Origin of the sequence: Thauera sp. SWB20 (assembly GCF_000831325.1) — a bacterium.
In the GTDB taxonomy this organism is placed as follows: Bacteria; Pseudomonadota; Gammaproteobacteria; order Burkholderiales; family Rhodocyclaceae; genus Thauera; species Thauera aminoaromatica.
Map to the genome: position 1 here is coordinate 206,590 of NZ_JTDM01000018.1, position 23,513 is coordinate 230,102.

At 65.7% G+C, this 23,513-nt stretch carries 37 protein-coding genes; 1 reads left to right on the forward strand and 36 read right to left on the reverse strand.

Features of this window, described 5'->3' with window-relative positions; all coding sequences use genetic code 11:
* Positions 1 to 91: 91 nt before the first annotated feature.
* The 5 genes from PO78_RS11295 to PO78_RS11315 form a co-directional block, all read right to left on the reverse strand.
* On the reverse strand, positions 92 to 478 hold the full coding sequence (locus PO78_RS11295; protein ID WP_004298480.1) for a sirohydrochlorin chelatase: 387 nt from the start codon (positions 476 to 478) through the stop codon (positions 92 to 94).
* Positions 475 to 1,299: a tRNA threonylcarbamoyladenosine dehydratase gene (locus tag PO78_RS11300; RefSeq protein WP_012585913.1), complete on the reverse strand. Its 825-nt coding sequence runs from the start codon at positions 1,297 to 1,299 to the stop codon at positions 475 to 477. The genes PO78_RS11295 and PO78_RS11300 overlap by 4 nt, the downstream gene beginning before the upstream one ends.
* A 7-nt stretch (positions 1,300 to 1,306) precedes the next feature.
* Positions 1,307 to 2,269, reverse strand: a complete 963-nt coding sequence (locus PO78_RS11305; RefSeq protein ID WP_004298475.1) for an MBL fold metallo-hydrolase — start codon at positions 2,267 to 2,269, stop codon at positions 1,307 to 1,309.
* 116 nt (positions 2,270 to 2,385) lie between these two features.
* The gene (gene ssb / locus PO78_RS11310; RefSeq protein WP_012585914.1) at positions 2,386 to 2,889 is read right to left on the reverse strand and encodes a single-stranded DNA-binding protein; all 504 of its coding nucleotides are present in this window, start codon (positions 2,887 to 2,889) and stop codon (positions 2,386 to 2,388) included.
* A gap of 69 nt (positions 2,890 to 2,958) precedes the next feature.
* A complete protein-coding gene (locus PO78_RS11315) occupies positions 2,959 to 4,140 on the reverse strand; it encodes an MFS transporter (RefSeq protein ID WP_004298472.1) in 1,182 nt (393 codons plus the stop codon).
* 149 nt (positions 4,141 to 4,289) lie between these two features.
* Here PO78_RS11315 and uvrA point away from each other — a divergent pair, with 149 nt between their 5' ends.
* A complete protein-coding gene (gene uvrA, locus PO78_RS11320; RefSeq protein WP_043743841.1) occupies positions 4,290 to 7,112 on the forward strand; it encodes an excinuclease ABC subunit UvrA in 2,823 nt (940 codons plus the stop codon).
* Between the two features lie 70 nt (positions 7,113 to 7,182).
* Here the strand turns inward: uvrA and galE are convergent, their stop codons facing one another.
* The 31 genes from galE to tuf form a co-directional block, all read right to left on the reverse strand.
* Positions 7,183 to 8,205, reverse strand: a complete 1,023-nt coding sequence (gene galE, locus PO78_RS11325; protein WP_004298467.1) for a UDP-glucose 4-epimerase GalE — start codon at positions 8,203 to 8,205, stop codon at positions 7,183 to 7,185.
* A gap of 110 nt (positions 8,206 to 8,315) precedes the next feature.
* The gene (gene rplQ / locus PO78_RS11330; RefSeq protein WP_004298465.1) at positions 8,316 to 8,714 is read right to left on the reverse strand and encodes a 50S ribosomal protein L17; all 399 of its coding nucleotides are present in this window, start codon (positions 8,712 to 8,714) and stop codon (positions 8,316 to 8,318) included.
* Between the two features lie 25 nt (positions 8,715 to 8,739).
* Complete coding sequence (locus PO78_RS11335; protein WP_004298464.1) at positions 8,740 to 9,720, reverse strand: DNA-directed RNA polymerase subunit alpha; 981 nt, start codon at positions 9,718 to 9,720, stop codon at positions 8,740 to 8,742.
* A gap of 39 nt (positions 9,721 to 9,759) precedes the next feature.
* Complete coding sequence (gene rpsD, locus PO78_RS11340) at positions 9,760 to 10,389, reverse strand: 30S ribosomal protein S4 (protein ID WP_004298462.1); 630 nt, start codon at positions 10,387 to 10,389, stop codon at positions 9,760 to 9,762.
* 14 nt (positions 10,390 to 10,403) lie between these two features.
* On the reverse strand, positions 10,404 to 10,793 hold the full coding sequence (gene rpsK, locus PO78_RS11345; protein WP_002931621.1) for a 30S ribosomal protein S11: 390 nt from the start codon (positions 10,791 to 10,793) through the stop codon (positions 10,404 to 10,406).
* A 12-nt stretch (positions 10,794 to 10,805) separates the two neighbouring features.
* The gene (gene rpsM / locus PO78_RS11350; RefSeq protein ID WP_004298460.1) at positions 10,806 to 11,168 is read right to left on the reverse strand and encodes a 30S ribosomal protein S13; all 363 of its coding nucleotides are present in this window, start codon (positions 11,166 to 11,168) and stop codon (positions 10,806 to 10,808) included.
* Between the two features lie 53 nt (positions 11,169 to 11,221).
* Entirely contained in the window at positions 11,222 to 11,335 is a 114-nt protein-coding gene (gene rpmJ / locus PO78_RS22295; protein ID WP_002931619.1) for a 50S ribosomal protein L36, read from the reverse strand.
* 25 nt (positions 11,336 to 11,360) lie between these two features.
* Positions 11,361 to 11,579: a translation initiation factor IF-1 gene (gene infA, locus PO78_RS11355; protein ID WP_004298457.1), complete on the reverse strand. Its 219-nt coding sequence runs from the start codon at positions 11,577 to 11,579 to the stop codon at positions 11,361 to 11,363.
* Positions 11,580 to 11,583: 4 nt separating this feature from the next.
* The gene (gene secY, locus PO78_RS11360; protein ID WP_004298456.1) at positions 11,584 to 12,909 is read right to left on the reverse strand and encodes a preprotein translocase subunit SecY; all 1,326 of its coding nucleotides are present in this window, start codon (positions 12,907 to 12,909) and stop codon (positions 11,584 to 11,586) included.
* 15 nt (positions 12,910 to 12,924) lie between these two features.
* Positions 12,925 to 13,362, reverse strand: a complete 438-nt coding sequence (gene rplO, locus PO78_RS11365) for a 50S ribosomal protein L15 (RefSeq protein WP_004298455.1) — start codon at positions 13,360 to 13,362, stop codon at positions 12,925 to 12,927.
* A 1-nt stretch (position 13,363) separates the two neighbouring features.
* The gene (gene rpmD / locus PO78_RS11370; protein ID WP_004298452.1) at positions 13,364 to 13,546 is read right to left on the reverse strand and encodes a 50S ribosomal protein L30; all 183 of its coding nucleotides are present in this window, start codon (positions 13,544 to 13,546) and stop codon (positions 13,364 to 13,366) included.
* A 3-nt stretch (positions 13,547 to 13,549) separates the two neighbouring features.
* On the reverse strand, positions 13,550 to 14,074 hold the full coding sequence (gene rpsE / locus PO78_RS11375) for a 30S ribosomal protein S5 (RefSeq protein ID WP_004298449.1): 525 nt from the start codon (positions 14,072 to 14,074) through the stop codon (positions 13,550 to 13,552).
* 12 nt (positions 14,075 to 14,086) lie between these two features.
* Positions 14,087 to 14,440, reverse strand: a complete 354-nt coding sequence (gene rplR, locus PO78_RS11380) for a 50S ribosomal protein L18 (protein WP_004298448.1) — start codon at positions 14,438 to 14,440, stop codon at positions 14,087 to 14,089.
* Positions 14,441 to 14,451: 11 nt separating this feature from the next.
* Entirely contained in the window at positions 14,452 to 14,985 is a 534-nt protein-coding gene (gene rplF / locus PO78_RS11385; protein ID WP_004298446.1) for a 50S ribosomal protein L6, read from the reverse strand.
* Between the two features lie 10 nt (positions 14,986 to 14,995).
* Positions 14,996 to 15,391 (reverse strand): 30S ribosomal protein S8, encoded by a 396-nt coding sequence (gene rpsH, locus PO78_RS11390; RefSeq protein WP_004298444.1) that lies wholly within the window; start codon positions 15,389 to 15,391, stop codon positions 14,996 to 14,998.
* A gap of 13 nt (positions 15,392 to 15,404) precedes the next feature.
* Positions 15,405 to 15,710 (reverse strand): 30S ribosomal protein S14, encoded by a 306-nt coding sequence (gene rpsN / locus PO78_RS11395; RefSeq protein ID WP_012585917.1) that lies wholly within the window; start codon positions 15,708 to 15,710, stop codon positions 15,405 to 15,407.
* A 7-nt stretch (positions 15,711 to 15,717) separates the two neighbouring features.
* Positions 15,718 to 16,257, reverse strand: coding sequence for a 50S ribosomal protein L5 (rplE, locus tag PO78_RS11400; RefSeq protein WP_004298440.1), 540 nt, complete (start codon positions 16,255 to 16,257; stop codon positions 15,718 to 15,720).
* 9 nt (positions 16,258 to 16,266) lie between these two features.
* Positions 16,267 to 16,584: a 50S ribosomal protein L24 gene (gene rplX / locus PO78_RS11405; protein ID WP_002931597.1), complete on the reverse strand. Its 318-nt coding sequence runs from the start codon at positions 16,582 to 16,584 to the stop codon at positions 16,267 to 16,269.
* A gap of 11 nt (positions 16,585 to 16,595) precedes the next feature.
* The gene (rplN, locus tag PO78_RS11410; RefSeq protein WP_004298438.1) at positions 16,596 to 16,964 is read right to left on the reverse strand and encodes a 50S ribosomal protein L14; all 369 of its coding nucleotides are present in this window, start codon (positions 16,962 to 16,964) and stop codon (positions 16,596 to 16,598) included.
* Between the two features lie 156 nt (positions 16,965 to 17,120).
* Positions 17,121 to 17,390 carry a 30S ribosomal protein S17 gene (rpsQ, locus tag PO78_RS11415; RefSeq protein ID WP_004298435.1) on the reverse strand — a complete coding sequence of 90 codons (270 nt, stop codon included), beginning with the start codon at positions 17,388 to 17,390 and terminating at the stop codon, positions 17,121 to 17,123.
* Positions 17,387 to 17,581: a 50S ribosomal protein L29 gene (gene rpmC / locus PO78_RS11420; protein WP_004298433.1), complete on the reverse strand. Its 195-nt coding sequence runs from the start codon at positions 17,579 to 17,581 to the stop codon at positions 17,387 to 17,389. The genes rpsQ and rpmC overlap by 4 nt, the downstream gene beginning before the upstream one ends.
* A 2-nt stretch (positions 17,582 to 17,583) precedes the next feature.
* The gene (gene rplP, locus PO78_RS11425) at positions 17,584 to 18,000 is read right to left on the reverse strand and encodes a 50S ribosomal protein L16 (RefSeq protein WP_004298431.1); all 417 of its coding nucleotides are present in this window, start codon (positions 17,998 to 18,000) and stop codon (positions 17,584 to 17,586) included.
* Positions 18,000 to 18,770 (reverse strand): 30S ribosomal protein S3, encoded by a 771-nt coding sequence (gene rpsC, locus PO78_RS11430; protein WP_004298428.1) that lies wholly within the window; start codon positions 18,768 to 18,770, stop codon positions 18,000 to 18,002. Before rpsC ends, rplP begins: the two co-directional genes overlap by 1 nt.
* 9 nt (positions 18,771 to 18,779) lie before the next feature.
* Positions 18,780 to 19,109 (reverse strand): 50S ribosomal protein L22, encoded by a 330-nt coding sequence (gene rplV, locus PO78_RS11435; RefSeq protein WP_002931589.1) that lies wholly within the window; start codon positions 19,107 to 19,109, stop codon positions 18,780 to 18,782.
* A 9-nt stretch (positions 19,110 to 19,118) separates the two neighbouring features.
* On the reverse strand, positions 19,119 to 19,394 hold the full coding sequence (rpsS, locus tag PO78_RS11440) for a 30S ribosomal protein S19 (protein WP_004258198.1): 276 nt from the start codon (positions 19,392 to 19,394) through the stop codon (positions 19,119 to 19,121).
* Positions 19,395 to 19,404: 10 nt separating this feature from the next.
* The gene (gene rplB, locus PO78_RS11445) at positions 19,405 to 20,232 is read right to left on the reverse strand and encodes a 50S ribosomal protein L2 (protein WP_004298425.1); all 828 of its coding nucleotides are present in this window, start codon (positions 20,230 to 20,232) and stop codon (positions 19,405 to 19,407) included.
* A gap of 6 nt (positions 20,233 to 20,238) precedes the next feature.
* Complete coding sequence (gene rplW, locus PO78_RS11450) at positions 20,239 to 20,544, reverse strand: 50S ribosomal protein L23 (RefSeq protein ID WP_004298423.1); 306 nt, start codon at positions 20,542 to 20,544, stop codon at positions 20,239 to 20,241.
* Positions 20,541 to 21,161, reverse strand: a complete 621-nt coding sequence (gene rplD / locus PO78_RS11455; protein ID WP_004298421.1) for a 50S ribosomal protein L4 — start codon at positions 21,159 to 21,161, stop codon at positions 20,541 to 20,543. The genes rplW and rplD overlap by 4 nt, the downstream gene beginning before the upstream one ends.
* Before the next feature lie 10 nt (positions 21,162 to 21,171).
* Positions 21,172 to 21,810 carry a 50S ribosomal protein L3 gene (rplC, locus tag PO78_RS11460; RefSeq protein ID WP_004298420.1) on the reverse strand — a complete coding sequence of 213 codons (639 nt, stop codon included), beginning with the start codon at positions 21,808 to 21,810 and terminating at the stop codon, positions 21,172 to 21,174.
* Between the two features lie 112 nt (positions 21,811 to 21,922).
* Positions 21,923 to 22,234 (reverse strand): 30S ribosomal protein S10, encoded by a 312-nt coding sequence (gene rpsJ, locus PO78_RS11465; protein WP_002931577.1) that lies wholly within the window; start codon positions 22,232 to 22,234, stop codon positions 21,923 to 21,925.
* 87 nt (positions 22,235 to 22,321) lie between these two features.
* Positions 22,322 to 23,512 (reverse strand): elongation factor Tu, encoded by a 1,191-nt coding sequence (gene tuf / locus PO78_RS11470; RefSeq protein WP_004298398.1) that lies wholly within the window; start codon positions 23,510 to 23,512, stop codon positions 22,322 to 22,324.
* Position 23,513: the final 1 nt, after the last annotated feature.

The window sequence follows — 23,513 nt, forward strand, 5'->3', positions numbered from 1 at the left end:
GACGGCACTACTGCAGGCAGGAGCGACGCGAGTCACCATCCCGCCGACACCGCGGCAGCGCCGCGGATTGCGCGCGCCGTCGGGTCGGGCCTCAGCCCAGGCAGCCGAGCGCGTAGTCGGCCATCGCGGCGACCACCGGGTCGGCCTCGCCCGCGGCGGTCGCGAGGGTGATCTCGCAGCCGGGGTGGGCGGCGCGCGCCTCCTCCAGCAACACCGGCAGATCGCGCTTGAGGTGGCCGCCCTGGGCAAGGAAGATCGGCACCACGGCCACTTTGTGCGCGCCCTCGGCGGCGAGCGCGGCGATCGCCTCGGGCAGGGTCGGGGACATGAATTCGAGGAAGGCGAGTTCGACGCGCGGCGCCCCCGGACGGGCGAGCGCCGCATCGCGGATGCGCCGCATCGGCCCGGCCCACTCGGGGTCGCGGGCGCCGTGGCCGAAGAGGACGATGGCGGAAGCGGACGGATTGGCTGCGTTCATGCGGAAGGCTCCGGGGTAGCGTCGCGCGCAGGCGCATCGGCCTGACGCAGCAGGTGTTCGAGTGCGCGCGCCGCACACAGCAGGCCGACGCTGGCGGTCACCGCCATGCTCGAGCCGTAGCCGGCGCACGCCAGCCCCTGGGGGGCGGACGCGGCGCCGGGATGGGCCGCGTCGCAGGCATCGACCGCGGGAAAGTGCAAGGGTTCGGTGGAGAACACCGCCTCGATGCCGAATTTCTTCTTCGGGTCGCGGGGGAAGCCGTGCTCCTTGCGCAGGCGAGCGCGCACCTTGGCGAGAAGCGGATCCTGCAGCGTACGCGCGAGGTCGTCCATGCCGATGCGCGCAGGGTCGCGCTTGCCGCCGGCCCCACCCGCCATCACCAAGGGGATGCGGCGCTCCCTGCAGGTCACCGCGATCGCGACCTTGGCGCGCACGTTGTCGATCGCATCGATCACCAGATCGAAGCCGTGCAGCAACTCGGCGGCGTTCTCCGGGGTGAGGAAATCCTCGATCGTGTCCACCCGGCAGGCCGGGTCGATACCTGCGATGCGCGTCGCCATGGCGCTCACCTTGGCCATGCCGAGGGTGTCCTCGAGCGCATGGGCCTGGCGGTTGATGTTGGATTCGGCGACATGGTCGAGGTCGATCAGGGTCAGCCGCCCCACCCCGCTGCGCGCGAGCGCCTCGGCGGCCCACGAGCCGACGCCGCCGATGCCGATCACGCAGGCGTGCGCGCCCGCGAGGCGCGCGGCCGCGCCCTCGCCGTAAAGACGGTCGATGCCGCCGAACCGGCGCGCACGGTCGGTCGTGGCCGAAGTCATGGCAGGCTCAGGCACCGGTGGCGCCAGTCTGGCGGCTGTCCAGCCACACCCCCAGGCCCTGGGCGTTGAGCTCGAGGTCCATGCGCAGCAGCTCGAGCGTCTCCTCCTCGCCGAGCGCCCAGTTCTGGCGCGCGGCCTCCTCGCGGAAGATCTGCTCCAGCCCGGCGACGATCTCGACGTGACGGGCGACGCCGTCGCCGCGCGCGGCCTCAGCCACCGCGAGCATGGTGTCGATCAGGCGGTGCAGGTCGGCACCGAGGCGATCGACCTCACCGACGCGGCTGTAGTGCGTCAGGTACATCGCCTGCGGCCGCATCGCCAGCATGCGATCGATCGAGGCGTGCATGCCCTCGGGGTCGAACTGCGTCGGCGTGGTGGTCGGCACCACGAAGGCGCGGCCATCCACGTCGAGTTCGCGGTAAGACAGGCCGAAGGTGTCGCCGGTGAAGAAGGCACGCGCGACCGAGTCCCAGATGCAGATGTGGTGGCGGGCGTGGCCCGGGGTGTCGAACACCCGCAGCATGCGGCTGCCTACATGGATTTCGAGGCCGTCGGTGGCCGGCACGATGCGCTCGGCCGGCACCGGCACGAGCTGGCCATACAGGTCGAAGGCGCGCTCCGGGCCATACACCGCGCAGGTGGCCTCCCACAGCTTGCCCGGGTCGATCATGTGGCGCAGACCGCGCGGATGCACCAGCAGCCTCGCCTGCGGCAGCGCGCACATCAGGCTGCCGGCACCGCCGGCGTGGTCGAGGTGGATGTGGGTCAGCAGCACCCAGTCCACCGCCTCGGGGGCGATGTCGAGCGCGGCGAGCGCACCGAGGATGCGCGGCACCGAGGCGTTGCTCGCGCTATCGACGATGGCGGCGCGCCCGTCCTGCACGATCACGTGGATGGCGGCGAGCTGCGGCCGGCCGTAGCCGGAGTCGATCGCATGCACGCCGTCGCCGTAGTGGATCAGGTCCTTCATTGTTCCTCCCGAATGGCCGGTTCGCTGCCGCGCCTGTCGATGTGAAACGGGCGAGCGTACGCGTCGCGTCGCCCGCCCGGCAGTCGGCGGAGCGCAGGACGCGCTCCAGGCATCCGTCAGAACGGAATGTCGTCGTCGAAGTCGCCGAAGCCGCCCGACTGCTGCGGCGGCGCCGACTGCGGCTGCGTGCGCTGCGCGGGGGCTGCGGGCTGGCGGGCCGGCGCGGATTGGGCGCCGGCATCCCAGCCACCGCCCTCGCCGCCGCGCATCGGCGCATCGCCGCCTTCGCGGCGGCCGAGCATCTTCATCTCGTCGGCGCGGATCTCGGTGGTGTAGCGGTCCTGGCCGCTCTGGTCCTGCCACTTGCGCGTGCGCAGGCTGCCCTCGATGTACACCTGGCTGCCCTTGCGCAGGTACTGGCCGGCGATCTCGGCGAGCTTGCCGAAGAAGGCGACGCGGTGCCATTCGGTGGCCTCGCGGCGCTCGCCGGTGTTCTTGTCCCGCCAGGTCTCGGTGGTGGCCAGGCGGATGTTGCAGATCGCGTCGCCGGAGGGGGCGAAGCGGCTTTCCGGATCGGCGCCGAGGTTGCCGATCAGGATCACTTTATTGACGGATGCCATCCGGATCTCCTTTGCATGCGTTTGCCGGCCGCGTCGGGCGTGCCGGCGGTGAGTATGGTGAAGCCGGGCTCAGCGCGGCGCGCCGGCCGGAGCCGCGCGCAGCGGCGGGGGATTCATCGTGCTCGCCAGTGCGAGCCAGAGCAGCGCGAGCGCCGCGCACGACAGGCTCACCGCGGCCGGGCCGAAGGTCTGCCCCAGCCAGCCGCCGAGCACGCCGCCGAGGAACAGGCCGATCGACTGCAGGGTGTTGTAGACGCCCAGCGCCGTGCCCTTGGAGCCGGGCGGCGCGATACGCGAGATCCACGACGGTTGGGTGGCCTCGAGCACGTTGAAGGAGATAAAGAAGAGCGTCAGCAACAATGCCAATGGTATCAATCCGTCACCGAAAAGCCACAGCCCGATCTGCACGACGGCGAGCAGGACGATGGCGGCATTGAACACCGGCTTGAGCTTGTCGTGGCGCTCGGCGACGATCACCGCCGGCACCATGACCACGAAGGACAGCAGCACCGCCGGCAGGTAGACCTTCCAGTGCTCGGGCACCGGCAGGCCGCCGCCGGAGACCAGGGCCGAGGGCACCATCACCCACATCGTGGTCTGGATGAGGTGGAGCGCGAACACGCCGAAGTTGAGCCGCATGAGCTGGCCGTCGCGCAGCACGTCGATGAGCCGGCCGGTGGCGCGCGGCACCGGCGGAGCGACCGGCACCGCCCACAGCAGAACCCCGATCGCACCCGCGGCAAGCACGGCGGTGAGCCAGAAGATGCCATCCATGCCGACGGCGGCGTAGAGCAGCGGTGCCGCCACCATCGAGAGCGCGAACACCAGGCCGATCGAGGAGCCGATCATCGCCATGACCTTGGTGCGGTGCTGGTCGCGGGTGAGGTCGGCGGCGAGCGCGGTGACCGCGGCGGAGATCGCCCCCGCACCCTGCAGCACGCGGCCGACGATGATCATGTGGATGCCGTCGGCGAGCGCCGCGACCACGCTGCCGAGCACGAACAGCACCAGGCCGAAGACGATCACCGGCTTGCGGCCGAAGCGGTCGGAGGCGGCGCCGTAGGCGATCTGCAGGCAGGCCTGGGTGAGGCCGTAGGCGCCGATCGCCAGGCCCACCAAGGTGAGGTCGCCGCCCCCGGGGATGGTGGCGGCGTGCACCGCGAACACCGGCAGGATCAGGAACAGGCCGAGCATGCGCAGCGCGAAGATCGCCGCCAGGCCCATGCCGGCGCGGCGTTCTTCGCGCGTCATGGGGTCGCGTGCGGGAACGGACATACGGAGGAACCGGCTTCGAGAAAGACCGCGATTCTACCATCCCGCCCCGCGCTGCGCGGACCGCCTTGGCCTTGCGGCGGCTTCCCGGCGTATATTGGGCAGTTCGCCTTTCCCTGCTCGCAGCCATGGACCAGATCCGCATCCGCGGTGCCCGCACCCACAACCTCAGGAACGTCAGCCTCGACCTGCCGCGCAACCGGCTGACCGTGATCACCGGCCTGTCGGGCTCGGGCAAGTCCTCGCTCGCCTTCGACACCCTCTACGCCGAGGGCCAGCGCCGCTACGTCGAGTCGCTGTCGGCCTACGCCCGCCAGTTCCTGCAGCTGATGGAAAAGCCCGACGTCGATCTGATCGAGGGCTTGTCGCCGGCGATCGCGATCGAGCAGAAGGCGACCAGCCACAACCCGCGCTCCACCGTCGGCACGGTCACCGAGATCCACGATTACCTGCGCCTGCTCTACGCGCGTGCCGGCACGCCGCACTGCCCCGACCATCCGCAGCACGCGCTCGAGGCGCAGAGCGTGGCGCAGATGGTGGACCACGTGCTGGCACTGCCCGAGGACACGAAGCTGATGATCCTCGCCCCGGTGGTGGCCGGGCGCAAGGGCGAGCAGGGCGACCTGTTCGCCGATCTGCGCGCGCAGGGTTTCGTGCGCGTGCGCGTCGACGGCGAGGTGATGGAGCTCGACGCCCTGCCCCCGCTCGAGAAGGGGCGCCGCCACGACGTCGAGGTCGTGATCGACCGCGTCAAGGTGCGCACCGATCTGCGCGGCCGCCTCGCGGAGTCCTTCGAGACCGCGCTGACCCACGCCGACGGGCGCGCGCTCGCGGTGGAGATGGACTCGGGTCGCGCACACCTGTTCTCCGCGCGCTTCGCCTGCCCGGTGTGCGCCTTCGCGCTCGCCGAGCTCGAGCCGCGCCTGTTCTCCTTCAACAACCCGGCGGGCGCCTGCCCGAAGTGCGACGGGCTGGGCGAGGTCGAGTTCTTCGATCCCGCACGCGTCGTGGTCCATCCCGAGCTGTCGCTGGCCTCGGGCGCGATCCGCGGCTGGGACCGGCGCAACCAGTTCTATTTCCAGATGCTGGCGAGCCTCGCGGCGCACTACGCCTTCGACATCGAGACGCCCTGGCAGGATCTGCCGGCGCGCGTGCGCGAGATCGTGCTCGATGGATCGGGGCGGACGAAGATCGCCTTTCGCTACATGGCCGACAACGGCCGCATGGTGCTCAAGGAGCATCCCTTCGAGGGCATCCTCCCCAACCTGGAGCGCCGCCTGCGCGAGACCGACGCGGTCGCGGTGCGAGAGGAGCTGTCGAAGTACCGCGCCACCCGCCCCTGCCCCGCTTGCCACGGCACCCGCCTGCGCAGCGAGGCGCGCCACGTGCTCGTCGGCGGGCGGGCGCTGCACGAGGTCGGCCACATGCCGCTCGGCGAGTGCCGCACTTTCTTCGCCACGCTGCAACTCGCCGGCGCGCGCGCCCAGGTGGCCGAGCGCATCGTGCGCGAGATCGCCGACCGCCTCGGCTTCCTGATCGACGTGGGCCTCGACTACCTCTCGCTCGACCGCTCCGCCGACACCCTCTCGGGCGGCGAAGCGCAGCGCATCCGCCTGGCGAGCCAGATCGGCTCGGGTCTGACCGGGGTGATGTACGTCCTCGACGAGCCTTCGATCGGCCTGCACCAGCGCGACAACGACCGCCTGCTGGCCACGCTCGCGCGCCTGCGCGACCTCGGCAACACGGTGATCGTGGTCGAACACGACGAGGACGCCATGCGCAGCGCCGACTATCTGGTGGACATGGGCCCGGGCGCGGGCGAGCACGGTGGCGAGGTGGTGGCGCACGGCACGCCGGACGAGGTCATCGCCTCACCGCGTTCGGTCACGGGCGACTACCTCTCCGGCCGGCGCAGCATTGCAATCCCGGCGCAGCGCACGCGCCCCCACCCGGAGCGCCAGCTGCGCATCGTCGGCGCGCGCGGCAACAACCTGAAGACGGTGGAGGTGTCGCTGCCGGTGGGGCTCCTCACCTGCATCACCGGGGTGTCGGGCTCGGGAAAGTCGACGCTGATCAACGACACCCTGGCACGCGTCGCGGCCCACCGGCTCAACGGTGCCGCCACCGAGCCCGCGCCACACGATGCGATCGAGGGCCTGCAGCACTTCGACAAGCTGATCGACGTCGATCAGTCGCCGATCGGGCGCACCCCACGCTCCAACCCGGCGACCTACACCGGCCTGCTGACCCCGATCCGCGAGCTCTTCGCCGGCGTGCCCGAGGCCCGCGCGCGCGGCTACAGTCCGGGGCGCTTCTCGTTCAACGTGCGCGGCGGGCGTTGCGAGGCCTGCCAGGGCGACGGCCTGGTCAGGGTGGAGATGCACTTCCTGCCCGACATGTACGTGCCCTGCGACGTCTGCCACGGTCGCCGCTACAACCGCGAGACCCTCGAGATCCGCTACAAGGGGCGGACGATCGACGAGGTGCTGGGGATGACCGTCGAGCAGGCCCTGGGTTTCTTCTCCGCGGTGCCGAACGTGGCGCGCAAACTGGAGACGCTGATGGACGTCGGCCTGGGCTACATCCGCCTCGGCCAGAGCGCCACCACCCTGTCGGGCGGCGAGGCGCAGCGCGTCAAGCTCGCGCTCGAGCTGTCGCGCCGCGATACCGGGCGCACCCTGTACATCCTCGACGAGCCGACCACCGGCCTGCATTTCCAGGATATCGAGATGCTGATCGCAGTGCTGCAGCGCTTGCGCGCGCACGGCAACACGATCATCGTGATCGAGCACAATCTCGACGTGATCAAGACCGCCGACTGGCTGATCGACATGGGCCCGGAGGGCGGCGGCGGTGGCGGCATGGTGGTGTGCTGCGGCACGCCCGAAGAGGTCGCCGCGCATCCGGCGAGTCATACCGGCCTGCACCTGCGCAGGGTGCTCGGGGGCTGAGCCCCGGCCGATCCACCCCACCGGGCTTCCGCGCCCCTTTGCGGCGCCCGAGCGGTGCGCCGCGAGTTACTCAACCGGCTTCGTAGCCCTGCGGGTTGCCGCTCTGCCAGCGCCACGCATCCACGCACATCGCCTGCAGGTCTCGTTGCGCCTTCCAGCCGAGCACCTGCTCGGCGCGCGCAGGGTCCGCCCAGCACGCGGCGATATCGCCCGGACGGCGCGCGACGATGTCGTAGGGGACCGGTCGCCCGCTCGCCGCCTCGAAGGCGCGCACCATCTCCAGCACGCTGTAGCCGCGCCCGGTGCCGAGGTTGAGCGTCGTCACGCCGGGGAGTTCGTCGATGCGCTCGAGCGCGCGCAAATGGCCGAGCGCCAGGTCGACCACGTGGATGTAGTCGCGCACCCCGGTTCCGTCCGGCGTCGCGTAGTCGTCGCCGAAAACGCGCAAGCGCGGCAGGCGGCCGACCGCGACCTGACTGACGAAAGGCATCAGGTTGTTGGGCAGGCCGTCGGGATCCTCGCCGATCCGACCGCTCGCGTGTGCCCCGACAGGGTTGAAGTAACGCAGCAGCACCACGTTCCAGCGTGGATCCGAGGCGGCGAGATCACGCAGGATCTGCTCGCCCATGAGCTTGGTCCAGCCGTAAGGATTGGTCGCCGTAGTCGGGAAATCCTCGCGGATCGGCACCGAGGCCGGGTCGCCATACACCGTCGCCGACGAACTGAACACCATGCGCCGGCATCCCGCTGCGTCCATGGCCTGCAGCACCGACAGCAGTCCATGCAGGTTGTTGTCGTAATAGGCCAGCGGTTGGGACACCGACTCGCCCACGGCCTTCTTGGCGGCAAAGTGGATCACCGCCGCCACCTCGTGCTCGCCGAAGACCCGCGCGAGCACGCCATGGTCCCGCACGTCGCCCTCCACGAAGCCGGTCAGCGGCTTGCCTCCGAGCTCTTCGATCCGCCGCACCGCCTCGAAGGACGCGTTGGAGAGGTCGTCCACCACCACCACGTCCTGCCCGGCGCCGAGCAACTCGACGCAGGTATGCGAGCCGATGTAGCCCGCACCGCCGGTCACCAAGGTCACTGCCATCGTTCCATCCTCCTGTCCTGTCCGCCCGCGGGCGCGCTGCGCTCGACCCTAGCACGCACAGGCGAAAAAAAACCGGGCCTGAGCCCGGTTCTTCATACGAGTCGCGCGTTTCACGCGGCCTCGGCTTCCTCGACTTCCACCGCTTCGACGTCCGGACGGTCGAGCAACTCGACGTAGGCCATCGGGGCGTTGTCGCCATCGCGGAACCCACACTTCAGGATGCGCAGGTAGCCGCCGTTGCGGGTGGCGTAGCGCGGACCCAGCTCGTCGAAGAGCTTGACGACCATGTCGCGATCGCGCAGGCGGTTGAAGGCCAGGCGGCGGTTGGAGAGGCTGGGCTTCTTGCCCAGGGTGATCATCGGCTCGACCACGCGGCGAAGTTCCTTCGCCTTCGGAAGGGTCGTCTTGATCAGCTCATGACGCAGCAGCGAGTTGGCCATGTTGCGGAACATCGCCTGGCGGTGGCTGCTGGTACGGTTCAGCTTGCGAAGACCATTACGGTGACGCATTTCAATTCCTCACTTGCCCGGCGACTCAACCGAGCTTTTCAAGCCCGGCCGGCGGCCAGTTTTCCAGTTTCATGCCAAGCGTCAGCCCGCGGGAGGCCAACACTTCCTTGATCTCGTTGAGCGACTTGCGGCCCAGGTTCGGGGTCTTCAGCAGCTCGGTCTCGGTACGCTGGATCAGGTCGCCGATGTAGTAGATGTTCTCGGCCTTCAGGCAGTTGGCCGAGCGCACCGTGAGCTCCAGATCGTCGACCGGGCGCAGCAGCACCGGGTCGATGGTCGGCGAAGCCGCCTCGACGCGCTCCGGTGCCGTCCCCTCGAGGTCGGCGAACACGGAAAGCTGGTCCATGAGAACCCGGGCGGCGTAGCGAATCGCCTCTTCCGGGTCGACCGCACCGTTGGTCTCGATGTCGATGATCAGGCGATCCAGGTCGGTACGCTGCTCGACGCGAGCGCTCTCGACAAGGTAGCTGACGCGACGCACGGGACCGAAGGAGGCATCGAGCACGACGCGACCGATGGACTTGCTCTCCGCGTTCTCGGGACGCGAATTGCCCGGCACGTAGCCGCGGCCTTCCTCGACCTTGATCTGCATGTCGAGCTTGCCGCCCGGCGCGAGGTGGGCGATCACGTGGTCGGGATTGATGATCTCGACGTCGTGACCGACCTCGATGTCGGCCGCAGTCACCACACCCTCGCCTGCCTTGGCGAGACGGACGGTGACCTCGCTGCGCCCGTTGAGCTTGAACACCACGCCCTTCAGGTTGAGCAGCAGATCGACGATGTCCTCGCGGACGCCGTCGAGCGTGGAGTACTCGTGAAGCACCCCTTCGATCGTCACTTCGGTCGGCGCATGGCCGGGAAGCGACGACAGGAGGATGCGCCGAAGCGCATTCCCCAGCGTGTGACCGAAACCGCGCTCGAACGGCTCCATCGTCACCCGCGCCTGAACGGGCGAGGTGCTCTGGACGTCGATGATGCGCGGTTTCAGCAGTGCATTGCTTTGCATCAGCATTTCCTCGGAACTAGAAGAGGATCAGCCCCCCGCTCAGCGGGAGTACAGTTCCACGACCAGGCCTTCGTTAATCGTCGGGGGCAGTTCGCTGCGCACCGGATAGGCCTTGAACGTGCCCTTGCCGGCCTTCGCGTCCACCTCGAGCCACTCGGGGAAGCCACGCGACTCGGCGGCCTCGAGGGCGGCCTTGACGCGCAGATGACCACGCGCACGCTCGGTCAGCTCCACCACGTCGCCCGGACGAACCACATACGACGGAATGTTGACGCGCTTGCCATTGACCAGCACGCCGTTGTGACGCACCACCTGGCGCGCCTCTGCACGCGAGGCACCGAAGCCCATGCGATACGCGACGGCATCCAGGCGACCTTCGAGCAGCTGCAGAAGATTCTCGCCGGTCTGGCCGCGGCGGCGGTCGGCTTCGGCATACACCTTGCGGAACTGGCGCTCGAGCACGCCGTAGATGCGGCGGATCTTCTGCTTCTCACGCAGCTGGACGCCGTAGCCCGACAGGCGCTGGCCGGAGCGCTGGCCATGCTGGCCGGGCGCGTAGGCGCGACGCTCGATGGAGCACTTGTCGGTAAAGCACTTTTCGCCCTTCAGAAACAGCTTTTCGCCTTCGCGACGGCACTGACGGCACTTGGGATCGAGATTACGAGCCACTTATCAACTCCTTGTCAGATACGGCGCTTTTTCGGCGGACGGCAGCCGTTGTGCGGAATGGGGGTGATGTCCGTGATGCTGGAAATCTTGATCCCCAGCGCATTGAGCGCACGAACCGAGGATTCGCGGCCCGGGCCGGGGCCCTTGATGCGAACCTCGAGATTCTTGATGCCACATTCCTGCGCCACCTTGCCCGCAGCTTCGGCCGCAACCTGCGCGGCAAACGGCGTGCTCTTGCGCGAACCCTTGAAGCCGGCGCCACCCGAAGTCGCCCACGACAGGGCGTTGCCCTGGCGGTCGGTGATGGTGATGATGGTGTTGTTGAAGCTCGCGTGAACGTGCGCGATACCTTCGGCGACGTTCTTCTTGACCTTCTTGCGAACCTTGGTTCCAGTCTTAGCCATTATCGGATCCTATTACTTCTTGCCGGCGATCGGCTTGCGCGGACCCTTGCGGGTACGGGCATTGGTGCGGGTGCGCTGACCGCGAAGCGGCAGGCCACGACGGTGACGGACGCCGCGGTAGCAGCCCAGGTCCATCAGTCGCTTGATGTTCATCGTGACTTCACGACGCAGGTCGCCTTCGACCACGAAGCGCGCGACTTCATCACGCAGCTTCTCCATGTCGGACTCGGTGAGATCCTTGATCTTCACCGAGCGAACGATGCCGGCAGCGTCGCAAATCTTCTGAGCACGCGAACGGCCGATCCCATAGATGGCGGTCAGCGCGATCTCGGCATGCTTGTGATTGGGAATGTTTACCCCAGCAATACGGGCCATCCGTATACCCCGAAACGAAAAACGTTAAATTCTAATGCCTGCGGTCGAGTAGATCAACCCTGGCGTTGCTTGTGCCGCGGATCGCTGCAAATGACGCGAACCACACCCTTGCGGCGGATGATCTTGCAGTTGCGGCAGAGCCGCTTGACTGAGGCCTGGACTCTCATGGTCTTGCTCCTGTTTCTTTAAGCTTCACTTGGTCCGGAAAACGATCCGGCCCTTGGTCAGGTCATAGGGGGTGAGCTGCACGGTCACCTTGTCCCCGGGGAGGATCCGGATGTAGTGCATCCGCATCTTTCCGGAGATGTGTCCAAGGACCATGTGACCGTTTTCGAGCCTGACGCGGAACGTTGCATTGGGAAGGTTCTCAGTGACCTCACCTTGCATCTCGATGACATCTTCCTTCGTCATGCGCTCACCTGCCGGGCAGACCCGCCCCCTTGAAATTCGCCTTTTTCAGCAGACTCTCGTATTGGTGCGACATCACGAACGCCTGGACCTGGGCCATGAAGTCCATCGTGACCACCACGAGGATCAGCAGCGAGGTGCCGCCGAAATAGAACGGTACGTTCCACTTCAGGATCAGGAACTCCGGCAGCAGGCAGACGAGGGTGATGTAGATCGCCCCGGCCAGCGTCAGCCGCATGAGAATCTTGTCGATATAGCGCGCGGTTTGGTCGCCGGGACGGATCCCGGGCACAAAGGCCCCGCTCTTCTTCAGGTTGTCCGCCGTTTCGCGGGCATTGAACACCAGCGCCGTGTAGAAGAAGCAGAAGAACACAATCGCCACCGCATACAACATCACATAGATCGGCTGACCGGGAGACAGTGTGGATGCGATGTCGCGCAACCAGTACATGCCCTCCGAGGAACCGAACCACTGCCCCAGCGTCGCCGGAAACAGGATGATGCTCGATGCAAAGATCGGCGGGATCACGCCCGACATGTTCAACTTCAACGGCAGATGCGAGCTTTGCCCCCCATACACCTTGTTCCCGACTTGCCGCTTCGCGTAGTTCACCAGGATCTTGCGTTGGCCACGCTCGACGAACACGACGAAAGCCGTCACCAGCACCACGAGGATGCAGATGAAGAGCGCGGTGAAGGGATGCATGGCACCGGTCCGCACCAGTTCGAACAAGCCACCGATCGCAGCCGGCAAGCCGGCAATGATGCCTGCGAAGATGATCATCGAGATGCCGTTGCCGATGCCTCGCTCGGTGATCTGCTCACCCAGCCACATCAGGAACATCGTCCCGGTCACCAAGGTCGCCACCGTCACGAAGCGGAACATCAGTCCCGGCTCGAGCACCAGGCCAGCCTGTCCTTCCAGCGCGATCGCGATCCCCAGCGCCTGCGCAAGCGCGAGCACAAGGGTTCCATAGCGTGTGTATTGCGTGATCTTGCGTCGCCCCGCCTCGCCTTCCTTCTTTAGCGCCTCCAGCGAAGGCACCGCCACGGTCATCAACTGCATGATGATGGACGCAGAGATGTAGGGCATGATGCCCAGCGCAAAGATGGTGAAGCGCGACAGCGCACCGCCCGAGAACAGGTTGAACACACCCAGGATGCCACCCTGCTGGGACTGGAACAGCTCGGCCAGCCCCTGCGGGTCGATTCCCGGAACCGGGATATGCGCACCAATCCGATAAACGATCAGCGCGCCCACCAGGAACAGCAGGCGTCGCTTGAGATCACCGAACCGTCCGGGGCTTCCCAGCGTGGCAGCAGGATTCGCCACAACCGTTTCCTTTTGTTACTCGGCCGCCACGGAGCCGCCAGCGGCTTCGATCGCCGCCTTCGCACCCTGGGTGGCGCCGACGCCGCGCAGAACCACCTTGCGGCTGATCGAACCGGACAGCACGACCTTCGCCGACAGCGCGTCGGCGGCGATCACCCCGGCCTGTTTCAGCGTCAGCAGATCGACTTCATCGACCGGCAGCTTGTCGAGCTCGGACAGGCGTACCTCGACGTTGCGGGCTCGCGTCAGCGACACGAATCCACGCTTCGGCAGACGGCGCTGCAGCGGCATCTGACCGCCCTCGAAGCCGACCTTGTGAAAGCCACCGGCGCGGGACTTCTGACCCTTGTGGCCGCGGCCGCAGGTCTTGCCCAGGCCGCTGCCGATGCCACGGCCGACTCGGCGCGCTTCCTTCTTCGAACCCTCACCGGGCTTGATGCTATTCAGGCGCATTTCAACCCTCGCACTTGACCAGGTAGGACACCTTGTTGATCATCCCGCGCACCTCGGGGGTATCCGCCAGCTCGACCGAATGGTTGAGCCGACGCAGACCGAGGCCGCGCACGGTGGCGCGGTGGGACTGCTTGGTGCCGATCACGCTCTTGACGAGCGTCACCTTGATTTTCTTGTCCGACATCTCTTACCCCAGGATCTCTTCGACGGACTTGCCGCGTTTCGCAGCGATTTCCGCCGGGGTGTTGATCGCCATCAGGCCGTTGATCGTGGCACGGACGACGTTGTACGGATTGGCCGAACCGATGCACTTGCAGATCACGTCGGTAACGCCCATGACTTCGAACACGGCGCGCATCGGACCGCCGGCGATGATGCCGGTACCGGCCGGAGCGGGTTGCATGAGCACCGAAGCGGCGCCATGCTTGCCCATCACGGTATGCTGAAGGGTGCCGTTCTTGAGCGAGACCTTGCGCATCTTGCGACGCGCTTCATCCATCGCCTTCTGCACCGCCACCGGCACTTCGCGGGACTTGCCCTTGCCCATGCCGATCGCACCGTCGCCGTCACCGACCACGGTCAGCGCGGCGAAGCCGAGGATACGACCGCCCTTGACGACCTTGGTCACGCGATTGATCGCGACCATCTTTTCCTTCAGGCCGTCATCGCGCTCGTCGGAGGCTTGCGCACGTTTGGTTTGCTGCTTGGCCATACGATTCCTCGCTTAGAACTTGAGACCGCCTTCGCGGGCGGCCTCGGCCAGCGCCTTCACGCGGCCGTGATACAGGAAGCCCGAGCGGTCGAAGGACACCTGCTCGACGCCGGCAGCCTTGGCGCGTTCGGCAATCAGCTTGCCGACCGCTTCGGCCGCGGCCTTGTTGCCGCCGTTGGCGACCTGGGCACGGACGTCCGGCTCCACGGTGGAAGCCGCCGCGAGCACGCGGGAACCGCAACCGGAGATGATCTGGGCGTAGATGTGGCAGTTGGACCGGAACACCGTCAGGCGAACCGCCTTGAGCTCCGCAATCTTGGCGCGAGTTTTGCGCGCACGGCGAAGACGAGTTTCTTTCTTGTTCATGACGAACCGCCTTACTTCTTCTTGGTTTCCTTGAGCACCACCACCTCGTCCGAGTAACGGACGCCCTTGCCCTTATAGGGCTCGGGAGCGCGGTAGGCACGCACCTCGGCAGCGACCTGGCCGACCTTCTGCTTGTCGGAACCCCTGATCACGATCTCGGTCTGGGTCGGCGTCTCGACCTTCACGCCTTCCGGCATCTGGTGAACCACCGGGTGAGAGAAACCGAGCGACAGGTTGAGCTTGTCGCCCTGAGCCTGCGCGCGATAACCCACGCCGACCAGGGTGAGCTTGCGCTCGAAGCCCTTGGTCACGCCCGTCACCATGTTATTCACCAGAGCGCGCACGGTGCCGGACATGGCACGGGCGTTCTCGGCGCCCTCACGCGCCTTGCACACCACCGCGTCACCTTCGCGGACCACGCTGACCTCGCCGCTCAGCGGCTGGCGCAGGGTACCCAGAGGCCCCTTCACTGCGATCTCGGCGTCGGAAATCATCACTTCCACGCCCTGCGGGATCGCCACCGGATTCTTGGCTACACGAGACATCGTATCCCCCTTAGGCGACGAGGCAGATGACTTCGCCACCGACGCGGTTCGCACGCGCCGAGCGGTCGGTCATCACGCCACGCGGCGTGGAAACGATAGCCACGCCGAGGCCGTTCATCACGCGCGGCAGATCGTCGCTACCCTTGTAGATGCGCAGGCCGGGACGGCTCACGCGCTCCAGGCGCTCGATGACCGGACGACCGGCGTAATACTTGAGGGTGACGTCGAGCGAAGCCTTGCCAGCCTCGTCACGGACGGCGAAGCCGTCGATGTAACCCTCGTCCTGCAACACCTTGGCGATCGCAACCTTCAGCTTGGACGAAGGCATCGACACCGAAGCCTTCTGGGCCTGCTGGCCGTTGCGGATGCGCGTCAGCATGTCGGCGATCGGATCGGACATACTCATCTTCGAATTCTCCTTACCAGCTCGCCTTGGTCATGCCAGGCACTTCGCCGCGGAAAGCGATCTCGCGCAGCTTGTTGCGGCACAGACCGAACTTGCGGAAGACACCACGCGGGCGACCGGTCAGCGCGCAGCGGTTGCGCTGGCGAGTCGGGTTAGCATTGCGCGGCAGTTGCTGCAGGGCCAGGCGGGCAGCCATGCGTTCTTCTTCGGACAGACTGGTGTCCTTGACCTTCGCGACCAGAGCCGCGCGCTTGGAGGCATACTTCTCCACCAGCATCGCACGCTTCGCTTCGCGGTTGATCAGAGCGAGTTTCGCCATATCACCCTCAATTCTTGAACGGGAACTTGAACGCACCGAGGAGAGCACGGGCTTCCTCGTCGGTCTTGGCCGTCGTCGTGATGCTGATGTTCATCCCGCGCAGCGCGTCGATCTTGTCGTACTCGATCTCGGGGAAGATGATCTGCTCTTTCACGCCGAGGTTGTAGTTGCCACGACCGTCGAAACCCTTGGCAGCGATACCGCGGAAGTCGCGAACGCGCGGCAGCGCGATCGTGATGAGGCGATCGAGGAATTCGAACATGCGCGGACCACGCAGGGTCACCATGCAGCCGATCGGATAGCCGTCACGGATCTTGAAACCCGCGATCGACTTGCGCGCCTTGGTCGAAACCGGCTTCTGACCCGCGATCTTGGTCATGTCGCCAATGGCGTGCTCGAGAATCTTCTTGTCGCCGACAGCCTCACCGACACCCATGTTGAGGGTGATCTTGGTGATGCGCGGCACTTCCATGACGGACTTGTAGCCGAACTGCTGCTGCAGCGCCGGCGCAACTTCGTCCTTGTAAACCTGTTGCAAGCGAGCCATCGTCACTCCTTAGGCGTTCACCAGCTCGCCGTTCGACTTGAAGAAACGAACCTTGCGGCCGTCTTCAAGCGTCTTGATCCCGACACGATCACCCTTCTGGGTGGCGGGATTGAACAGCGCGACGTTCGACACATGGATCGGCATCTCCTTCTCGACGATGCCACCCACTTCACCCTTCAGCGGATTCGGGCGCACGTGCTTCTTGACCCGGTTCACGCCTTCGACCACGACGCGCTCGTCATCGACGCGGCGCAGCACGGTGCCGCGACGACCACGATCCTTGCCCGTCAGCACCAAAACTTCGTCACCCTTGCGGATCTTGTTCATCTCTGGACTCCTCAGAGCACTTCGGGCGCCAGCGAGACGATCTTCATGAACCGCTCGGTGCGCAGCTCTCGCGTGACCGGCCCGAAGATACGGGTGCCGATCGGCTCGAGCTTGTTGTTCAGAAGCACGGCCGCATTGCTGTCGAACTTGATCAGCGAACCGTCGGGACGACGAACGCCCTTGGCGGTGCGAACGACGACCGCGTTGTAGACGTCGCCTTTCTTGGCACGACCACGCGGAGCGGCATCCTTCACGGTCACCTTGATGATGTCGCCAACGCCGGCATAGCGACGCTTAGAACCACCCAGGACCTTGATGCACATCACCGAGCGCGCGCCGGAGTTATCGGCCACGTCCAGCTTGGACTGCATTTGAATCATGAAAGTATCTCCAACTTATCCCGCATTTGCGGACAGTCTTGGAACCCGTCAGGGTAGGATGCCCCGAGCGAGCCCCGGAGCAAAGAGGCAAAATTATAACAGCCTGGCACCTGGGTGCCAAGCTGTTTGTTTACTGCTCGCTGCTTCCAACTCCGATCAGATGATCGTCGCCTTCTCGAGCACCTTGGCCACACGCCAGGTCTTGGTGCGCGAGATCGGACGGCATTCCTCGATCTCGACCAGGTCGCCCTGGGCCGCGACGCCGTCCTCGACGTGCGCGTGGTACTTCGCCGAACGGGTGATGATCTTGCCGTAGAGCGGGTGCTTGACCCGGCGCTCGACCAGAACGGTCACCGTCTTCTGCATTTTGTCACTCACCACACGCCCAACCAGCGCGCGGCGAACCTTCTCGACGTTCTCGCTCATTGCTGACCCGCCTTCTCACGCAGGATGGTGCGCACGCGCGCGATGTCGCGGCGGACCTTCCCGATCTGACTCGTGTTGCCGAGTTGCTGCGTGGCGTGCTGCATGCGCAGCGAAAACTGGGCCTTCAGCAGCTCGATCAGTTCCTTGTTCAACTCGTCGGCGCTCTTGGCGCGGAGTTCCGTTGCCTTCATGTTCAACCCCCAATCAGTCGGGTGACGAACACGGTCTCGATCGGCAGCTTGGCAGCCGCAAGGCGGAACGCCTCGCGCGCCAGGGCCTCGTCAACCCCGTCCATCTCGTACAGCACCTTGCCCGGCTGGATCTCGGCAACCCAATATTCCGGGTTGCCCTTGCCGTTACCCATGCGGACCTCGGCCGGCTTCTTCGAAATCGGCTTGTCCGGGAAAATCCGGATCCAGATGCGGCCGCCACGCTTGATATGACGGGTCATCGCACGACGGGCGGACTCGATCTGGCGGGCAGTCAGCCGACCGCGACCAATGGCCTTCAGACCATACTCGCCGAACGACACCTTGGCGCCGCGCGTGGCGACGCCGGTGTTGCGGCCCTTCTGCTCCTTCCGATACTTCCTTCTAGTCGGCTGCAGCATCATTCGCTCCTGCTTTCTTCTTGCCGGCCTTCGCCACGACGGGCGGGACGACGACCCGGACGGCCCTCGCCGTCACGCGGGGCGCCACGACGACCGCGACGGTTGTCGGCTTCGGGCTCCGCAGCCACGGGCTGCTCGTTGCGCCCCAGCATCTCGCCCTTGAACACCCAGACCTTGATCCCGATGACACCATAGGTCGTCTTGGCCTCGGAGACACCGTAGTCGATGTTGGCGCGCAGGGTATGCAGCGGCACACGCCCTTCGCGATACCACTCGGTGCGGGCGATCTCTGCGCCGTTGAGGCGGCCGGAGCTCATGATCTTGATGCCCTGGGCACCGAGACGCATGGCGTTCTGCATCGCACGCTTCATGGCGCGACGGAACATGATGCGCTTCTCGAGCTGCTGGGCGATCGAGTCGGCGATCAGCTTGGCATCGAGTTCGGGCTTGCGCACTTCCTCGATATTGACGTGGACCGGAACGCCAACGATCTTCTGCAGATCACGCTTGAGCGCCTCGATGTCCTCGCCCTTCTTGCCAATGACGACGCCCGGGCGGGCGCTGTACAGGGTTACGCGGGCGTTCTTGGCGGGACGCTCGATGACCACGCGACCCACCGAAGCGTGCGCGAGGCGCTTCTTCAGGTAATCGCGGACCTTGAGGTCCTCGTGCAGCATGCCGGCGTAGTCCTTGCTGTTGGCGAACCAGCGCGAGCCCCAGTCACGCGTGACGGCGAGGCGGAACCCGGTAGGATGGATTTTCTGACCCATGTTTACTCCTTACTCGCCAACGGTCAGGTAGACGTGGCAGGTGGGCTTCAGGATGCGGTTGCCACGACCCTTCGCACGCGCGGTGAAGCGCTTGAGCGTCATACCCTCTTCCACGTGAATGGTCTTGACCTTCAGCGCGTCGATATCGGCACCGTCGTTGTGCTCGGCGTTGGCGATCGCCGACTCGAGCACCTTGCGGATGATCTTCGCGCCCTTCTTGGGAGAGAAGGCCAGGGTGTCGAGCGCGCGGCCGACGGGCATGCCGCGGACCAGGTCGGCCACCAGACGGCCCTTCTGGGCCGACAGCCGAACGCCACGGAGAATAGCTTTGGTTTCCATGTCGTCCCCTTAACGCTTGGCCTTCTTGCTGGCGGCGTGACCCTTGAAGGTCCGCGTCAGCGCGAATTCGCCCAGCTTGTGCCCGACCATGTTCTCGGTCACGAATACAGGAATGTGCTGCTTGCCGTTATGCACCGCGATCGTCAGGCCGATGAAATCGGGGAGGATCGTGGAGCGGCGCGACCAGGTCTTGATCGGGCGCTTGTCGTTGCTCGTCCGAGCCGCGTCGACCTTCTTGAGCAGGTGCGCGTCGATGAACGGGCCTTTCTTGATAGAACGTGCCATCTCTTACCCCTTAACGCTTGTGACGACGCTGCACGATCATGCCGTCGGTGCGCTTGTTCGAACGCGTCCGATAGCCCTTGGCCGGCGTGCCCCACGGACTGACCGGTTCGCGCGCCTCGCCGGTGCGGCCTTCGCCACCACCATGCGGGTGATCCACCGGGTTCATCGCCACACCGCGAACGGTCGGACGGATACCGCGCCAGCGGTTCGCGCCAGCCTTGCCGATCTTGCGCAGGCCATGCTCGCCGTTACCGACTTCACCGATGGTGGCGCGGCACTCGACGTGCACACGGCGGATCTCGCCGGAGCGCAGGCGGAGCTGGGCGTACGAGCCTTCGCGGGCGAGCAGCTGCACCGAAGTGCCGGCGGCGCGCGCGAGTTGCGCACCCTTGCCGGGAACCATCTCGATGCAGTGGATCGTCGAGCCGACCGGGATGTTGCGGATCGGCAGGGCGTTGCCCGCCTTTATCGGCGCTTCCGCGCCACTGATCAGTTGCTGGCCGACCTCTACGCCGCGCGGCGCGATGATGTAGCGGCGCTCGCCATCGGCATAGCACAGCAGCGCGATGTGCGCGGAGCGGTTCGGGTCGTACTCGATGCGCTCGACCTTGGCCGGAATGCCGTCCTTGTTGCGACGGAAATCCACCAGGCGGTAGTGCTGCTTATGGCCGCCACCCTGGTGGCGCATCGTCACGCGACCGTAGTTGTTACGGCCGGCGTTCTTGGTCTGCTTCTCGATCAGCGCATCGACCGGACGACCCTTGTACAGATCGGGGTTGACCACCTTGACTTGGGCACGGCGGCCGGCAGACGTAGGCTTCAGTTTAACGATTGCCATGATCTATCACTCCCCGGCCGCAAAGTTGATTTCCTGGCCGGGCTTCAGGCACACGAAGGCCTTCTTCCAGTCCTTGCGGCGACCCATGGTCTTGCCAAAGCGCTTGGACTTGCCCTTCACGTTCAGGATCTGCACCGACTTCACCTCGACCTTGAAGAGCGACTCGACCGCCGCCTTCACTTCGGGTTTGGTCGCATCGGACGCAACCTTGAACACCACTTGCTCGTTCTTGTCGGCGACGAAAGTCGCCTTTTCGGAGATCTGCGGGGCGAGCAGCACCTGCAGCAGACGTTCCTGACTGATCGCGCTCATTGCCACGCTTCCTCCATCTTCGCCAGCGCGCCCTTGGTGACCAGCACCTTGGGGAAACGCACGAGCGACACCGGATCCGCCTCGCTCACTTCCAGCACCAGGACCTGGTGAAGGTTGCGCGAGGACAGGAACAGGTTCTCGTCGATTTCGTCGGTGATGACCAGGACCGAATCCAGGCCCATCCCCTTGAGCTTCTGCGACAGCAGGCGGGTCTTCGGCGCTTCGACGCTGAAGTTCTCGACCACCGCAAGACGGTCCTCGCGAGCGAGCTGCGACAGGATCGCGGCCACACCGGCGCGGTACATCTTGCGGTTGACCTTCTGGCTGAAGTTCTCGTCGGGAGAGCTCGGGAAGATCTTGCCGCCACCACGCCACAGCGGGCTCGACGCCATGCCTGCACGGGCGTTGCCCGTGCCCTTCTGACGGAACGGCTTGCGGGTCGACTTGGCGATCTCGGAGCGACCCTTCTGCTTGCGGTTGCCGGAACGGGCGTTCGCAAGGTAGGCGGTCACGACCTGGTGCACCAGGGCTTCGTTGTAGTCACGGCCGAACAGCACGTCCGACGCTTCGAGCGTCGACGCAGCCTGACCCTGATCATTCAAGAGTTTCAATTCCATTGCGCGCTCCTCAGGCCTTGACCGCCGGACGGACGACGACGTCGCCACCCTTGGCACCCGGCACCGCACCCTTCACGAGAAGGAGCTGGCGCTCGACGTCCACACGAACGATCTCCAGCCCCTGCGTGGTGCGCTGGACGTTGCCGTACTGGCCCGCCATGCGCTTGCCGGGGAACACACGACCCGGATCCTGGGCCATGCCGATGGAGCCGGGGGAGTTGTGCGAGATCGAGTTACCGTGCGAGGCGCGGTTCGACGAGAAGTTGTGACGCTTGATCGGACCCGAGAAGCCCTTGCCGATCGTCACACCCGTAACGTCAACCTTTTGACCGACCTGAAAGAGATCCGCACCGACCGCATCGCCGGCATTCATGCTGCCGGCCTGCTCGGCCTCGACGCGGAATTCCTTGATGCCGCGGCAGGGCTCGACGCCCGCCTTTGCAAGATGACCCGCGACCGGCTTGGTGATCCGGCTGGCGCGGCGCTTGCCATACGCAATCTGCACCGCGGCGTAGCCGTCGGTGTCGATCGTCTTGATCTGGGACACACGATTATCCGACACGTCAAGCACCGTCACCGGGATGGTCTTGCCATCCTCGGCGAAGATGCGAGTCATGCCGACCTTGCGTCCAACAAGGCCTAGACTCATTTTCTTCTCCTGAATCCCGGTTGCGATTGACCGGGGGTCACAATTAATGCGCCAGAAGGCACAAAGGCCGGATTATACCGGCCTGTTCCAAACTTCCGCAAGCAGGGCTTGCTTACTGGAGCTTGATCTCGACATCCACGCCCGCGGGCAGATCCAGCTTCATCAGCGCGTCGACCGTCTTGTCGGTCGGATCGATGATGTCCATCAGACGCTGGTGAGTGCGGATCTCCATCTGGTCGCGCGACGCCTTGTTGACGTGCGGCGAACGCAACAGGTCGAAACGCTCGATGCGGGTCGGCAGCGGCACGGGACCACGGACCACGGCGCCGGTGCGCTTGGCGGTATCGACGATCTCGAGGGCCGACTGATCGATCAGGCGATAGTCGAAGGCTTTCAGGCGGATGCGGATCTTCTGGTTCTGCATGATGTATTTCCTAAAGAGCTGATACTGCGAAAAAAGAGCGCAAAGAGCGATGGGGCGGCTCCGCGAGAGCCGCCCCGGATCGAGCGATTACTCGATGATCTTGGCGACGACGCCGGCGCCGACGGTACGGCCACCTTCGCGGATCGCGAAGCGCAGACCTTCTTCCATGGCGATCGGGGCGATCAGCTTGACGGTGATCGACACGTTGTCGCCCGGCATGACCATCTCGGTGCCCTCGGGCAGCGAGATCGAACCGGTCACGTCGGTGGTGCGGAAGTAGAACTGCGGACGGTAGTTGTTGAAGAACGGGGTGTGACGACCACCCTCTTCCTTCGACAACACGTAGATCTCGCCGGTGAAGTGGGTGTGCGGGGTGATCGAACCCGGCTTGCACAGCACCTGACCACGCTCGACGTCTTCACGCTTGGTGCCGCGCAGCAGCACGCCGACGTTGTCGCCGGCCTGGCCCTGGTCGAGCAGCTTGCGGAACATCTCCACGCCGGTGCAGGTGGTCTTGACCGTCGGCTTGATGCCGACGATCTCGATTTCCTCGCCGACCTTCACGATGCCGCGCTCGACACGACCGGTCACCACGGTGCCGCGACCCGAGATCGAGAACACGTCTTCGATCGGCAGCAGGAAAGGCTTGTCGATCGCACGCTCGGGCGTCGGGATGTAGCTGTCCAGCGCGTCAGCCAGGCGGAAGATCGCCGGCTCGCCGATGTCCGACTGGTCGCCCTCGAGCGCCTTCAGCGCCGAACCCTTGACGATGGGGATGTCGTCGCCGGGGAAGTCGTACTTCGACAGCAGCTCGCGCACTTCCATCTCGACGAGCTCCAGCAGCTCCTCGTCGTCGACCATGTCGCACTTGTTCAGGAAGACGATGATGTACGGCACGCCGACCTGACGGGCCAGCAGGATGTGCTCGCGCGTCTGCGGCATCGGGCCGTCGGCGGCCGAGCACACCAGGATCGCGCCGTCCATCTGCGCGGCACCGGTGATCATGTTCTTGACGTAGTCGGCGTGGCCCGGGCAATCGACGTGCGCGTAGTGACGGCTCGCGGTCTCGTACTCGACGTGCGCGGTGTTGATGGTGATGCCGCGCGCCTTCTCTTCGGGCGCCGCGTCGATCTGGTCGTAGGCCTTCGCCTCGCCGCCGAACTTCTTCGACAGGATGGTGGTGATCGCAGCGGTCAGCGTGGTCTTGCCATGGTCGACGTGGCCGATGGTGCCGACGTTGACGTGCGGTTTGGTACGTTCGAACTTACCCTTCGCCATG